This window comes from Plantactinospora sp. B5E13, from assembly GCF_039871775.1.
In the GTDB taxonomy this organism is placed as follows: Bacteria; Actinomycetota; Actinomycetes; order Mycobacteriales; family Micromonosporaceae; genus Plantactinospora.
This window is the reverse complement of record NZ_JBDPLT010000033.1, coordinates 22,598-37,018: the sequence shown is the minus strand read 5'-3', so window position 1 is coordinate 37,018 and position 14,421 is coordinate 22,598. Positions and strand designations below refer to the sequence as shown.

10 protein-coding genes are annotated in these 14,421 nt (G+C 73.4%); 1 reads left to right on the top strand and 9 read right to left on the bottom strand.

Going from position 1 to position 14,421, the window contains the following annotated elements; translation table 11 throughout:
* Window positions 1-30 precede the first annotated feature (30 nt).
* The 8 genes from ABGB05_RS25205 to ABGB05_RS25170 form a co-directional block, all read right to left on the bottom strand.
* Complete coding sequence (locus ABGB05_RS25205) at window positions 31-2,397, bottom strand: TOMM precursor leader peptide-binding protein (RefSeq protein WP_347656032.1); 2,367 nt, start codon at window positions 2,395-2,397, stop codon at window positions 31-33.
* A gap of 28 nt (window positions 2,398-2,425) precedes the next feature.
* Complete coding sequence (locus ABGB05_RS25200) at window positions 2,426-3,415, bottom strand: hypothetical protein (RefSeq protein ID WP_347656030.1); 990 nt, start codon at window positions 3,413-3,415, stop codon at window positions 2,426-2,428.
* 197 nt (window positions 3,416-3,612) lie between these two features.
* Window positions 3,613-4,440: a LuxR family transcriptional regulator gene (locus ABGB05_RS25195; protein WP_347656028.1), complete on the bottom strand. Its 828-nt coding sequence runs from the start codon at window positions 4,438-4,440 to the stop codon at window positions 3,613-3,615.
* Between the two features lie 6 nt (window positions 4,441-4,446).
* A complete protein-coding gene (locus ABGB05_RS25190) occupies window positions 4,447-6,702 on the bottom strand; it encodes a tetratricopeptide repeat protein (protein WP_347656027.1) in 2,256 nt (751 codons plus the stop codon).
* A 14-nt stretch (window positions 6,703-6,716) separates the two neighbouring features.
* A complete protein-coding gene (locus ABGB05_RS25185; RefSeq protein WP_347656025.1) occupies window positions 6,717-7,967 on the bottom strand; it encodes a hypothetical protein in 1,251 nt (416 codons plus the stop codon).
* A gap of 177 nt (window positions 7,968-8,144) precedes the next feature.
* Window positions 8,145-8,288 carry a hypothetical protein gene (locus ABGB05_RS25180; protein ID WP_331216643.1) on the bottom strand — a complete coding sequence of 48 codons (144 nt, stop codon included), beginning with the start codon at window positions 8,286-8,288 and terminating at the stop codon, window positions 8,145-8,147.
* A gap of 196 nt (window positions 8,289-8,484) precedes the next feature.
* A complete protein-coding gene (locus ABGB05_RS25175) occupies window positions 8,485-11,448 on the bottom strand; it encodes an AAA family ATPase (RefSeq protein ID WP_347656023.1) in 2,964 nt (987 codons plus the stop codon).
* A gap of 493 nt (window positions 11,449-11,941) precedes the next feature.
* A complete protein-coding gene (locus ABGB05_RS25170) occupies window positions 11,942-12,907 on the bottom strand; it encodes a phosphotransferase (RefSeq protein ID WP_347656022.1) in 966 nt (321 codons plus the stop codon).
* A 112-nt stretch (window positions 12,908-13,019) separates the two neighbouring features.
* On the opposite strand from ABGB05_RS25170, the gene ABGB05_RS25165 reads away from it, so the two are divergent.
* A complete protein-coding gene (locus ABGB05_RS25165) occupies window positions 13,020-13,619 on the top strand; it encodes a hypothetical protein (protein ID WP_347656020.1) in 600 nt (199 codons plus the stop codon).
* On the opposite strand, the gene ABGB05_RS25160 is transcribed toward ABGB05_RS25165, so the two are convergent.
* Window positions 13,608-14,282 carry a hypothetical protein gene (locus ABGB05_RS25160; protein ID WP_347656018.1) on the bottom strand — a complete coding sequence of 225 codons (675 nt, stop codon included), beginning with the start codon at window positions 14,280-14,282 and terminating at the stop codon, window positions 13,608-13,610. The genes ABGB05_RS25165 and ABGB05_RS25160 overlap by 12 nt on opposite strands.
* Window positions 14,283-14,421 lie beyond the last annotated feature (139 nt).

The following is a 14,421-nucleotide window of genomic DNA, read 5'->3' as shown; positions in this document are numbered from 1 at the left end:
GGTCAGAGGTCGTCGCCTCACACGAAAAGGTCAGAAGAAGACGCTGAGCGGATTCACCGCGTCCTCGTCGGCCGCGTACGGTGTGCGGCCGAGCCGGGCCGGCACCGTCCAGAGCCGTCCGGGGCCGAGGCGCCGCCAGAAGTGCCGCAGTCCCGGGACCAGCACCTTGACCACCGCCAGCTCCAGTTCCGGCCGGGACTGGTTCAGCACGATCACCTCCAGCCCGGCGTCGGCGGCCAGGCTCACGCAGTGCCGGACGTCCCCGGCGACGTCGCCGGTGGTCAGCGACGGCCGGGTCGCCACGGTGCTCGGCGGCGTCGTCGGGTCGGGTGCCAGCCACGGCTGCTCGGCGACCCGGACGGTGCGGTACCAGCGCACGGTGTCCGGGTCGGTGACGCCGTACCGGGTCCGGCCGTCGAGGAACCGGGAGACGATCGGCAGGAACTGGTTGAGTTCGGTCAGTGCCCGGCCGAGCGCGACCCGGGGGTCCAGGTGGGCGCCGAAGCCGACGATGACGTCCTCGGTCGGGCGGGCGGTGTGCCGGGACACCGCCGCGTACGTCGGGACGCCCAGGTCGGCGGTGACGTCCAGCACCCACAGGTCCCGGGCCAGCGTGTCGGCGTAGTGCCGGCGCAGCGCGTCGATCCAGGGGTCGGTGAACGAGTCGAGGTCCACCCCCGGCACCCGGGAGCGGTGGTACCACCACAGCGCCACCGCGTCCCGCTCGACCAGTTCGCAGAAGCCCTGCAGGATCGCCTCGCTGACGGTGGCGCCGGCGGCGCAGCCGTTCGAGTCCGGGCCGCAGATCCCGAGGTTGACCTCCGGGTGGCCGTACCAGCAGTAGGCGGCCGGGATCTCCCGGGGCGCGTCGGCGGTGAGCGACCAGCCGGTGCTCCAGTCGATCTCGCGATCGTCCGGCTGCGGCAGCGGCACCTGGTGGAAGTGGCCGCCGGAGCGGTTGAACCGGTCCCGGTCCCGGTACTGCCGGTCGGAGAAGAGCAGCAGGTCCCGCAGGTGCACCGCCCGGTCCGCGCCGAGCTGGGCGTAGCTGGCCCGGTGCACCGGGCGGTCGGCGCGCCACACCGCGCTGTACCGTTCGATCGCCTCGCCGATCGCGCTGACCTTGGCCTGCAGCCGGGTCCGGCCCTTGCCGCCGGAGAGGCCACGCAGGCTCTTGCGCAGCCCGACCGGGTGCCGGGCGAGCGCGAAGTTGTGCCCGGAGAGGTAGCTGTAGGTGAGGTTCTCCTCCTCGTCGAGCGCGTCGAGGCGGGTCACCACCCCGAGGTAGCGGCTGACGTGCCGGGAGAGCAGCCGGTAGGTGTCGGCGGTGTGTCGCAGCCGGGTGCCGCCGTCGGTCTCGCCGGTCGGGGTGCCGCCGGTGAGCACGATCCGGGCGTCGGCCTTGCGGGTCAGGTCCGGGTCGCCGCAGGCCGGGCACTGTGGCTGCCGGACCAGTTCGTGCGGGGTGGCGGTGTGGTCGCGGGTGTCGAAGGTGAGCATCCGGCCGGTCAGCCGGGCGGACCGGCCGGTGAGGCCGAGGACCGGCAGTTCGGCGGCGAGCAGTCCGGCCGCGACCAGGCTGGTCGCCGGCAGCGCGGCCCGGGCGGCGACCGGGCGGGGCCGGTCCGGGGCGTGGCCGGCGAGGAAGCTCTCCACCTGCTCGTTGTCCGTCCACCGCTGACGCAGACACTCCCAGCAGCCGGTCTCGTCCGGGACCAGGTGCGGGCCGAGCACGAGGACGCCGCCGTGCGGTCGGACCAGCGTCCACGGCACACCGGCGTCCAGGCAGGCCCGGTTCAGCGCGGCCAGTCGGGGGTCCAGCACACTTCCCGGTACGGCGACGACGAGCCCCGCCGGACCGACGACGGGTCCCGCCGCCGCTGTCCCATGCCCGTCCGCCGGACCGGTCGGGGCGGCGCCGGTCGGGGCGAAATCCCGGAGTCGTCGGGTCAGGTCCCGGGCCGTCACGTCGACCACCTCGACCCGGTCGACGCAGCCGGTCAGCGCGGCGGCGAGTCCGCGCAGGCCCGGGGAGCCGGCGTCGACCAGCAGCACCTGCCCGGTCCGGCCCCACCACTCGGCGGCGTCCGGTGCGATCTCCCGGGCGTCCCAGCCGGCGGCCCGGGCGGCCCCCACCCCGGTCGGCCCGTACGTCAGCAGTCCCAGCTCCGCCATCCGGCGCAGCGCGCCGGCCACCGCGGCGACCGGATGGCGGGGCGCGAGCGCGGCGGTGAGCACCCCGACGTCCCGGGTGCCGTCCAGCAGCGGCGCCAACTCGGCGGCGACCGGGTCCTCGATCAGCAGGTTCCGTTCCTCGCCGACCACGACCAGGTAGTCGCCGTCGTCGCCGGCAACCGGCACGGGCTGGTAGTCGGCTCGGAACCGTGGTCGTCGCATCGGTGCCTCCCGGTCGCCGTACCGTCGGTCAGGACGTGGTCACCTTGGTCGGGGCGTCGCTGAGCCCGAGCACCCGGGCCGGGGAGCCCTCGGCGTCCGGGACCAGCAGCAGGAAGACCTCCACCCGGGACACCGAGACGGCGGGACCGCGTACCCCGTCCCGCTCGCCGAGGGCGATCATGTCGGGGCTCTCGGCCGGCAGGACGACCGGTGCGCGGTTGCCGGCCGCCGGGGCGACCCGGTCGGTGACGTACATGGTGAGCAGGGCGAGGGTGCCGCCCGGGGTGCGGGCCGCGCAGGCGGACCATTCGGCGCTCTGCATGGTGCGCTCGACCGTCATCCTCGCCGCCGCCATCTGCTGCTGGTAGATGGTCCAGCCGGCGGCGAACTGCTGGTCGAGCAGCGGGCTGGAGGCGACCAGCGAGGTGTCCGCGCGGTCGGTGGCGGTGGTCCGGGCCAGCAGTTCGGTGGCGATCGCCTTGCGGCTGCGTTCGCCGACCGCCTCGGCCGACGGCACCGCCGGGCTGGCCGACAGGTCACCGATCGCCGGCACCGCCTCCCGACTGACCTGGACGTGGTGACTCAGCTTCCAGTCGCCGGCCGGGGTACGGACGAACTGGCTGAAGTCGACGTAGGTCGACTCCTCGCCGGTGATCCGCAGCGTGGCGCTGACCAGGAAACACCGGGGGTCGGTGCCGGGCAGCGCGAACTTCGGGTCGACGTGCTGGAAAGCCGGCTGGGTCCGCTTGTGGTACTCGGCCCGCCGGACCCCGGCGAGACTGGCGTCAAGGGCCGGGGCGGTCTCGAACCGGGCGAGCGCGTCCGGGTCGCCGGCGGTGGAGGCCGCCGAGTCGCCCTCGTCGAACGTGGCCAGCACCTCGGCCGCCTGGGTCGCGCCGAATCCCGACGCGGCCGCCGGCGGGGTGCCGCCGGCGGACACCGCCTGGTCTGCGCCGCAGCCGCCGAGACCGAGCAGCAGGACCAGTCCGAGTGCCCACCCCTGTCGCCGACGTTCCACGCTGGCCTCCCACCACCCCGGCGGTGGCGTCCGGAATGCACCACCGTCGAAGCGAGTATCGGCCGGTCGCGGCGTTGGATCTTCGGTTGGCGCCGGACCGTGCCGACGCCCCGCAACCGTGTCACGGATCGGTGTCATCGTCGTCCCGGCCACGACACCGGGCCCGGTAACGACGGACCGGGTCGCCGGGTGTCCCGTCATCCGGCCGCGTCCCAGGTCCGGGCGGCCAGCAGGCAGACCAGCGCGGCCCGGGAGGCGACCCCGAGCTTGCGGTAGATCCGCATCAGGTGCGCGTCCACGGTACGGGGGCTGAGCTGCAGCTGTCGGGCGATCAGTCGGGTGGTCGCCCCGGTCAGGGTCAACCCGGCGACCTCACGCTCCCGGTCGGTCAGCAGCGTCAGCGGATCCGCACCGACCGACGGTGGGGTGTCCAAGGTGATCCGGCAGCGGGGCACCGGCTCGGCCACCGCGCACCGGGGCCGACGCGGCGGTCCGGCGCCCGGCCGGCCGGCGAGGACGAGCAGCAGCGGCCCCGGGACCGGATACCGGGCCAGGTGCTCGATCAGGTCCGCTGAGGCGGGATCCGCCCAGTGCAGGTCGTCGAGGACCAGCACCAGACCCGAACCGACCCGGGCGGCCACCGCCCGCCGCCAGGCGCGGTAGAGCTGGTAGCGGGCCACGCTGAGCCGCTCGCCGCAGCCCTCCCGGGCCACCACCGCCCACAGCTGGTGCTTCGCGCCCAGGTGCTCGGCCACCTCGTCGCCGAAAGCGTGCAGGAAGACGTGGAACGGGATCCGCCGCTCCGCCTCGGCCGCCGACCCGGCACAGACCGTGGTGCCGGGTCGGTCCAGCCGGCGCAGCGCCTCGACGATCAGCCGGGACTTGCCGGTACCCGGGCCGCCGACCACCTCGACGATCCCCTGCCGTCCGGTGTCCAGCCCACGGACCGCCGCCTCGATCCGGGCGAGTTCCGCCGTCCGGCCCACGAACGGCGCCGGACCCGGGAAGTCCACCGTCAGGGTCACCACCACTCACCCCATCCGCACCGTCGCCCGGCCGAGCCGCTCCAGGCAGATTCCGATCTGGGTCCGCGCCTCCGGGTCACCGGTGGCGGCGTGGACCTCGGTGAAGTCGACGAGCGCCTCCTCGTACCGGCCGGCTCCGGCGAGTGCCGTGCCCCGGTTGAACCGGACGGCGGGGTTGTCGGCGAGGGCGAGCGCCCGACCGAAGTCGGTCACCGCGTCGGCCAGCTCACCCCGGTCGTACGCGGCCGCGCCCCGGGCCGCCCAACCGTCGGCGAAGTCGGGATGTGTGGTGACGAGTCCGGTCAGCACCCGGGTCGCCGCCGTCGGGTCGTCGGCCGTCAGCAGCTGCCCCTGGACACAGCGCAGGTGCGGGTTCTCCGGATCCAGGGCCAGCCCGGCCCGTACGTCGTGCCAGGCGCCGTCGGCGTCGCCGAGTTCGAGGCGGAGCCCGGCCCGGTTGACGTACGCGTCGAGGTGGGTCGGGTCCAACTCCAGCACGTACCCGAAGTCGGCGAGTGCCCCGGCCAGGTCGCCGAGTTCGACCCGGGCGTCGCCCCGGTTGTAGTACACCTCGGGAAACGGCGGGGAGAGTGCCAACGCCCGCTCGTAGCAGTCGACCGCCTCGGCGGGCCGGCCAAGCCGACGCAGCAGGTTGCCCCGGTCGAAGTGGTACTCCGGGTAGTGCGGGTCGGCGGCGATCACCGCGTCGAGGTCGGTCAACGCGTCGTCGTACCGGCCGAGGGCGGCGTACACCTGCGAGCGGTTGTGCCGCAGCACCGAGCGGTGCAACGCGTGCTCGGTGTCGTCGAGGTCCTGCTCCAGCCGGTCGATGCCGTTGCTGACCAGGGTCAACGCCTCGTCGAGCCGGCCCTCGTGCACGGCGACCAGCGCCAGCCCGTTCTGGTTGAAGACGGTCTTGAACGCCCGGATCTTCGGGTCCGGCAGGCACTGCGCGATCGCGATCGCCAGGTTGGCCCAGCCCCGGGCGGTGTGGTGGTCCTGGTGCTCCTTCGGCAGGTAGCGGGTGTGCAGCATGGCGGTCGCGTACGCCGCCTGCAGGTGCACCATCGGGGCGGTGGTCTGGGCCCGGGCCTCGTGGTAGAGCGCCAGGGCCTGCTCGGGCAGGCCGAGCGCGGCCAGTGAGGTGGTCATCTTGGTGGTGAACGCCCACCAGTGGTCGAGCTGCCCGGTCCAGTCGACGACCGCGCGTCCGCGTTCCCCGTAGTCGACGGTGGCGTGGTAAAAGCCCATGTCGACGCAGTAGTCGAGGGCCGCGCGCAGCGCGTCGGCACCGGCGCCGGCCGGGTCGGTCCCGTGCTCGGCGTGGTACGGGAGCGCGCCGAGCCGCACCGACCATTCCGGATGCCCGGTCAGTTCGGCCACCCGCTCGTCGTGCAGCCGGGCCCGGTCCGCCGGGTCGAGCCGCTGGTATGCCGCCCGTACCCGGGGGTCGTCGTCGACGCAGTCGTCGGTGACGTACCGGCGGGCCAGGTCCAGGTCGGACCCTTCGGGCTCCGGCGGCGGGGTCGCGGCGGCGACCACCTCGGTGGCGTACCGGCGCAACGCCCCGGGCAGGGACACCGCCAGCGGACCCGGCGGGGCGACAAGGTCGTCGGTGTCGGTGGCGATCACCAGCCGGAGCAGCTCCGGGTCGGCGCGGCGCAGCAGGACGGCGCAGAGTTCCTGGTCGGTGGGATCGGCGTGGTGCAGGTTGTCGACCAGCAGATACCGGGGTCCGCCGCCGAGTCGACGGAGGTGGTCGTTGAGGAACTCGACGAGACCGTGCGCGATCCGCAGCGTCCGGAGCCGGGAGTAGAACCGGGTCCGTTCCTCCGGAACGGCGAGCGAGGTCAGGGTGTGCCGGGTCGCCGGGATCAGGTCCCGCAGCTCCGGGGCGAGCGAGAGCACCTCCACCTCGTGCCGGCTGACCAGCTCCGGGTAGCGGCGCCACGCCTCCGGGACCACCGTGCGCAGCAGTTGACCCGCGGCCGTGTACGGCCCGCGCCGCCTCCGGTGCGCGTCCACCTCGGCCAGCACCGCCCCCGCCGGCACGGCACCGGGCAACCGGCTCCGGTGCGCGTCCATCCCGACCAGCACCGCTCCGGCCGCGACCGCGGTGAGCAACCGCCGCCGGTCGTGCCGGTGTCGGGCCCGGATCCACTGGTGTGCCGGCCCCGACGGCCCGTCGCCGGCCGGTCGGATCCGGCGGTCCGTCGGGTCCGGGGGCCCGGCTGGTGCGTCAGCCGGTTCGATGTCAGGCATGCGGTCGCGCCTCCCTAGGCGATGACGTGACGGGGTTGCGGGGCACGGTTCCGGCGCTCCCGGACCATCACCGCGACGAGCAGGACCAGCTGACCGACGTTGAGTCCGAGGAAGACGACCGAGTCGGCCAGGCCCACCAGGTCGGGCTCGGTGAAGAAGCGGCCGAGGACACCGCTGGCGAACCGGTACACCGCCGGCAGCATGTAGACGAGCGTCGACAGGCCGACCGCGTAGCCGACCACCACGAGCCAGCTGTACCAGCGGCCGATCCGGCGGTCGACCGGGTGGAACAGCGACTCGTCGTACCGCCGGTCCTGGCGGCCGAGCCATCGGTTGACCCGGTTGCGCAGCATCCGCATCGCCGTGGTGTGCAGGTCGACGCAGCCGAAGACGGTGGTGAAAAGGTGGTAGAGGTCGGTACGGAGAAAGAAGTAGAACTGCCAGACGGTACGCAGCACGGTGCCGAACGCCAACGCCAGACAGATCCGACCGGCCAGCGGGATGCTGCCGTCGGGTTCCCGGAGCACCGCCGCGACAAGCGTCAACGCCGCCACCGTGAGTACGTCGGCACCGATCCCGGCCAGCATCGGCAGGTACCGCTTGCGGCGGGGCACCACCACCAGTCCGTCCAGCGACGTCTCCAGCACCAGCCGGCCGAGGCGGTGACTGAGCGAGAGCCGGGACCGCAACCCGAGCCGGCGTCCGGCGAGCGCGTGGGCGCCCTCGTGCACCAGCATCAGCGGGATCTGCCCGAGGAAGAGGGTGAGTTCGATGACCGAGTAGTAGTCGGTGAAGAAGATGTGGTCGTAGTGCGGCGCCAGGTCGGGTTCGGCCGCCATCACCGCGATCGCGGCGGTGACCAGCAGCGCGTACCCGGCGAAGGCGACCGGGGAGAAGAGGGCCCGGCCGAGGCGCTGCCAGCGCACCGGGCCCGGTGCCGTGGCCGGGTCGGACGATCCGCCCGGACCGGCCGACCCGTCGCCGCCGGCCGGCCGGTCGTCCCCGGCCGGGCGGATGAACTCCAGTTCGGCGAGGGTGTCCAGCAGTTCGGCGACGTCGACCGGCTCGCCGTAGGTGTCGGCGTACCACTGCGCGGCCTGCCGGGGCGTGGTCCCGGCGGCGAGCCGGCGGACCAGTTCCGCGCCGTCGGGCGGGAAGATCGCGTACGAGTCGACGTCCGGCCGGCCCACCGTGACCGCGTCGGCTTCCTCGAGGTAGACGAGCGGGTGCAGGCGTACCACCCGGTCGAGCTGCCCGGTCTCCATCGGGGTCCCTCCTCTCACCCTCGCGACTCGACCGCCGCCACGGCACCGCCTCAGAAACGGCACCGCATCCGCGGCACCGCCACGGGAACGCCCACCGCGTCCACGGCGTCGCCCGGCCGCGTGACCGGCCAGCTGACCGGCCAACCGGGCCTGCCCCGGCCGGGCGACTCCGGCGGATCAGTTCACCCAGGGCCAGATCGGACCGGGCAGGGACGGGCCGCACGTGTCGCCGTAGATCGCGGAAGCGGCGGCGGTCAGCCGGACCGGGCCCGCCTTGCGCACCACGAGCTTCTTCAGCGGCCGGGTCTGCGGGTGGGACATGGGATTCACCTCCTTCGACGAGTAGGTGCCCCACTCTGCCCGCCGTCGGCCGCCCTAGGATCCGGAGAAACACGGAACCCGTACGGGTCCGGCACGCTGAGTCGTCAACGGCCGCCCCCGGGATCGACCGGTCAGGAAGGGGTCCTTCCGCAGCGCCGACTGCCACCCGGCAACGGGAAGGACCCCTTCCGTGCGGTCAGTGGTCGCCGAGTTGGCGGGCGACCGCGGCCCGGGACGGGACGCCGAGTTTGGCGATGATCCGGGTGACGTGGGTTTCCACCGTGCGTGGGCTCAGCACCAGCTGACCGGCGATCTGGTGGTTGGTCAGGCCCTGGGCGACCAGTTCGGCGACCTCGCGCTCGCGGGCGGAGAGCGTCACCGGGCCCTCGGTACGTTGCCGGGGCAGTCGGGCCGCCAGTCGACGCTGGGCCCGGTCCGCCTGACCGGCGAGCCAGCGCGCCCCGCTGCCGGCGAAGAGTTTCTTGGCCCGGCCCAGCTGTTCCCGGGCCGGTTGTGGATGTCCGGACGCGAACTCCGCCTCGGCGAGCAGCATCCGGGCCTGTCCCTCGGCCACGGGTGTGCCGGCCCGGGTGAACCAGCCGATGGTCGGGGTGATCTCGGCAACCGCCGTGGCGGGCAGGTTCTGTGCCATCAGGAGTCCGGCCCGGGCCAGGCCGACGTGGCCGAGCCGGGCCGGCATGCCGGCGGCGACGTCCGTGGCCCGGCCCAGCCAGCGCCGCAGCTGTGCCGACGTGCCGGCACCGGTGGCCGATCCGGCGCTGGTGGCCGGGCCGGCACCGGCGGGTGGGGGGACGTTCGCCGCCCCGGCCGGGGTGGCACCGGCGGCCGCGAGGGCGCGTAGCGCCAGGACGCTGGCCTCGGCCGGTCCGAGACAGCGGTACGTCTCCGCGTCCGCCAGCAGTTCCTGACAGTCGTCGTACTCGCCGAGCGCGTGGCACGCCTCCGCCAGGTGCAGTTGCACCACCGCCCGGTAGAGGGTGGAGCGCGGCGGAGCGCTGCCCCGCAGCCGGTCCAGGACGGGGCGTACCGCCTCCGGGCCGTCGACCCAGAGCAGCGGCCGGAGCCGGACCGCGCTGGCCAGGGTCGCCGCCTCGGCGCTGCCCTGCCAGCGGGCGATCTCCTCGGCCTCTTCCGCGTCCCGGAGCGACTCGTCGACCCGGCCGGCCGCGCCGTACAGCACCGACCGTGCCGCGTAGAGCACCGGCAGGACGTGGATCCGGCCGAACCGCACCCCGACGTCGATGCCGCGTTCGGCGTGGGCGAGGCCGTCGGCGTACCGGTCGACCATCGCCTCGACCCAGGCGAGCAGTGCGATCGCCCCCAGTTCGTCCCGGAGCGCGACGTCGCCGAGGGCGTCGATCATCCGGCCGGCGTGCGAGATCCGTACCCGGGCGGTGGGGAACGGGCCCTTGGCCAGGGCGCAGGCGGCGAGTACGGTGCTCGCCGCCGCCTCGAACCCCCGGTGCCCGCCACGCCGGGCCCGTTCGACGGTTTTCGCCGCGTGCCGGGCACCGGATCGCCAGCGACCGGCGAGCATCTCGTTGACCGCCAGTTCCAGCCGGAGCATCGCCTGGCTGGCGCCGGTGACGCCGAGCCGGTCCAGTTCGGCGCTGAGCAGGGTGCTGGCGACGTCGTGCCGGCCGGCCAGCCGCTCCAGCACGGCGAGTTGCTCGACGGCGGTGTGCCGGTGCGGTCCGGCGATCGCGACCAGGTCGTGCAGCACGGCCCGGGACTCGTCGAAGCGCCCGGTGACGCTGAGCGCCTTGGCGAACAGCAGCCGTAGTTCGGCCCGCCGGTCGGCCTGGTCGGGGCGGTCGGGCAGGGCCGCCAACGCGGCCCGCAACCAGGTGGCGCTGGTGCTCGGTGCACTGCCCATGGTGCTGCGGGCGGCGAGGGTGAGCACCTCGACGGCATCCTCGTCACCCGGTTCGAGGGCCCGGGCGAGGTGGTGGGCCCGCAGGGTCAACGGTGCGCCCCGCTGTTGCAGGTGCGCGGCGACCCGCCGGTGGGCGGCGAGCCGCCACGCCGGGCCGGCCATCCAGTACGCCACCGCCCGGACCAGCGGATGTCGGAAGTCGAACGTGCCACCGGCCTGACGCAGCAGGTCGCGGGCCACCAGGTTGTCGAGGACGACGCCGGTGCGGCACAGGTCGAGTTCGGCGGCGGCGGCCACCGCCGGCACGTCGAGTCCGGTGCCGACCACCGCGGTGGCCTGGAGGACGAGCCGCTCGGTGGGGTTCAGCCCGCGTACCTCCACCGCCATCGCGCCGTGCAGGGCGGTGCTCACCGGTTCGTCCGGGAAGTCGCCCCGCCGCAGCGCGGCCAGCACCTGGGTCGGGGTGCCGGCGAGCAGTTCCAGGTAGAGCGGGTTGCCGCCGCTGACCTGGTGGAGCAGCCGGCGGCGGGACGGCGGTTCGGCCGGCAGCCAGCGGTCGAGGTCGGGTCCGGAGAGCGGCCCGAGTCGGATCCGGGTGGGTGCGGGCGTGAGGTGGGCGAGTCCGTCGGCCAACCGGTCCGGGCACTGGTCGGTCCGGTAGGCGAAGACCACCAGCACACCGTTTCCCGGCGGGTGCCGCAGCAGGTAACCGAAAAACTCGACGGAGGCGTCGTCGGCCCACTGCACGTCGTCGAAGACCAGCAGCAGCCGGGCCGGCCGGGCGAGGGCGGTGAGCAGTTCGCACAGCCGCCGGTGCCGGCGGTGCCGTTCGACCGCCGCCGCGGGACCGGCGCCGACCGGCTCGGCGCCGGGCCCGGCCGCGTCGAGGTCCCGGCCCGCGACGGCGTCGAGCAACGCCTGCAGTTCGGCGCGCTGCGCGGGTACGCCGGCCAGGGCGTCGAGCACCACGCCGTACGGGAGGGAGCGTTCGAACTCGGTGGCCCGGCCGGAGAGCACCACACGTCCGCGCCCCTGGGCGGTACGGACGAGTTCGGCGAGGAGCCGACTCTTGCCGATGCCGGGCTCGCCGTCCAGGGTCAGGAAGCGTGGCTGCGACGAGTCGTCGAGCAGCCTGACCGTCCGGGCCAACTCGTCGTCCCGCCCGACGAATACCGCCGGGCCGGCGGCGGATCTCGTCGCGGTGGGTGTTCCGACAGCGGGTCTCGGGACGGCGGACGGTTCCGGGACAGATTGGATCGACACACGGCACCTCCGGGGGCATCGGAAAGCCTGCGTGCCGAGATAACCGCGTTGACCGTTATTGATGCCAGACCCGATCAGGGCGGACTAAAATCGGTCATCAGTCCATTGACAGCAACGCACCTGGAATCTATGGCCGCAATCCCCGCCCGTTTACCCGACAGCGGAGGTCGGCTCCCCTTTGGCTGATGACGCCTGGTCACGACCCGGCGCAGGACCGTTGAGTCCGCACCCCGACAGCACCGGAGGTCAACTCGGGCGCAGATCCTGCGGCTCCGCCAATAGCGCACGAAGGGGTCGGGGACAGACAGTTCCTCCCGCATCGCGGGAAGACCTGGTCCCGCAGGCGGGACCATTTTCGACAGCGTCACCAGTTTCGCCGTCCGAAAACGAAACGATCGGCGACCACGAATCATCCGAATCGTCGAGCGCGGCATCCCGACAACCCCGTGACAATGTGCTCGCGGTCCGGCGCGACCCGCCGCGCCGAGCCTGGTCAGTCGAAGTAGCTGGTCAGATAGCTCCACGAGGCGGCGTTGTCCGCACTCTCCCCGTGCGGCCGGCGCAGCTCGTCGACGTAGATCGCGATGTCGGCGAGCTTCCACCGCAGCCGGTGGAACGCCAGCCCGGCGACGTCGACCGGGCGTCCGGTCGCCCGGGAGTAGTCGGCGAGCAGGTCGGGATCCTCGGTGACCAGCCACAGGTCCCGCTCCGGCGGGGCGAGCCGGACCGTGTCCCAGTCGACCAGCCGCAACCCGTCGGCGGTCCGCAGCAGGTTGCCGGGATGCGGTTCGCCGTGCGTGACGACCGGTTCGGCACCGGTCTGCGCCACCCGCGCGGCGAGCCGGTCGAGGTCGGCCAACCACCCGTGGATCCGTACGGTCTGGACGGTCAGCAGTTTCCGGGTCGGTTCGGCGTACGGGCCGGTGTGCCACGGTCGGTCGAGGTCGTCGAGGGCCGCCTCGAGCCGCTGCCGGCCGGGCAGATCCGGTACGAACCGGCCGGCGGTCCGGGCGACCACCGGGGTGGCCTGGTGCAGTGTCACGAGCAGGTCCAGCACCTCGGGCAGGTCGGCCGGCCGGTGTGGACCGAACCTGCCGGCGACGCCGTCGAGCAGCGGGAAGACCGAGACGGCGTACCGGGGGTCGAGCCGGTACACCGACGTGCCGTCCCCGGTCGGAACCGGCGCGACCACCGTGCCGAGTCCGGCGTCGCGGTGCAGGACGAGCGCGGTGTCGAAGGCTCTGCCGAGCTCGGCGAAGACGACGTCCCGTCCCTCGGGGTCGGCGCCGAGGTCGTCGACGGTGACGAACCACGTCCGGTCGGTGTCGTCGAGTACCGACCAGTGGTAGCTGCCCGCCCCCACCGGCCGGTACGTCAACTCCGCCACGTCGAGCCCCCAGCCGTCGGACAACGCCGCGACCAGGTCTGACTCGGTCATCTCCGCCGGTCTGTCCCGCATGGTGCGCGATTGTGCCGACCTGGGCCGGGCGGGATCAACCGACTTTTCCGAGCCGGCACTGTTGCAGACCTGTTCTAGGGTCGAACCACGAGCCTCGACACCAGTCGATCGGATGGGTGACCTCATGGAGACGATCGTCGACGTTGTCGGCCTGGTCCTGGTGGTCGTGTCGTTGCTCTTCGCCGCCGTACAGACCCGGGAGTTGGCGAAACAGACCCGGCTCAACAACGGCATCACCAGAGTCACCGCCACCAGCGGGCTCGCCACCCTGACCCAGGGCTGGTACCAACACCTGGTCAGGGATCCCTCGTTGCGACCGTACTTCTTCGCTGGCCGGTCCTGCCCGCCGCGCGGCGACGAGCGGGCGGTGCTGGTCAGTCTCGCCGAGCTGCTCGCCGACGTTCTCGAGGGCGACCTGCGGACGACGGCGTTGCTGCCCGGTTTCGACTTCGCGCAGCAGTGGCACGAGTGGCCCGCGCACATGCTACGGAACAGTCCGGTGCTCGTCGAGGTGGTGGAGGCTCACCCTGCCTGGTGGCCCGCCCTGCGGGCGTTGCAGCAGTCGTTGGACGGCGTTGCCGACGGCCCGGTGCCGCACCCGTTGGTCGAGGTACGGCGACCGGGCCGGATCCGCGCCCTGCTGCGTCGGCCGCCCCTGCGGTCACGGCCGACGGAGGCCATCGACCGCGGGGCGCCCGGGTCAGTGGCGTAGTTTCGCCAGTGCCTGCTGCCCGATCCGCATCCCCACCATCTTGCGCAGCACCGGCGTCTGCTTGCCGATCCCCTGCCCGACAACCTGGCGCACGCCCCTGGTCGCGTGGTTGAGTCCGCCGAACCGTTGCATCACGCCCCGGAGGACCTGCCCGGGTTTCTGCTGCTCCCCGGCGAACGCGGTGACGATGATCAGTCCGCCGGTCAGCGCCGGGATCACCCACTGCAGGACCCGCAACTGGCGTTGCCGACCCGCCACGTCCGGCGGTGTGCCGTTCATCGGCGCGGTGCCGGCGACCACCGGCGCCTCGGCGGTCTTCTGCAGCTTCATCCCGAGCAGTCGGCTGTAGCCGGTCGCCGCCAGCGCGGCGACGGTCAGACCGGTCTTGACGGCGCTCATCTTGCCGACACCGGCCTGGGCGAACACCCGCGGACTCTCGGTGATCAGCTCTCCGGCCGCGCCCACCACGTGCGCGCCGATCGCCGCCGCGTTGACCGGGGTCCACCGGGCCCAACCCTCCGACGCCACACCGAGCCGCTGTTTCTTGTCGGTGACCTTCTCCGCCGCGCCGTTGACCCCGACCGCCCCCATCAGCGTGCCGCCGAACCAGGCCGCCAGGCCGAGGTCGTGCATCGAGCGCAACATCGTGTGCCGTTCCCCCATGAGCCACCCTCCCGTTGTCCGAGGTTCCGGGCGTACCCGCTGGTCACGACCTCAATCGGCACGGCAGGTATCATCATCGCTCGATGAGCATGCTGGGTGCGACCGCGTACGACGAATGTCCGGATCTGCCGCCGCTGGG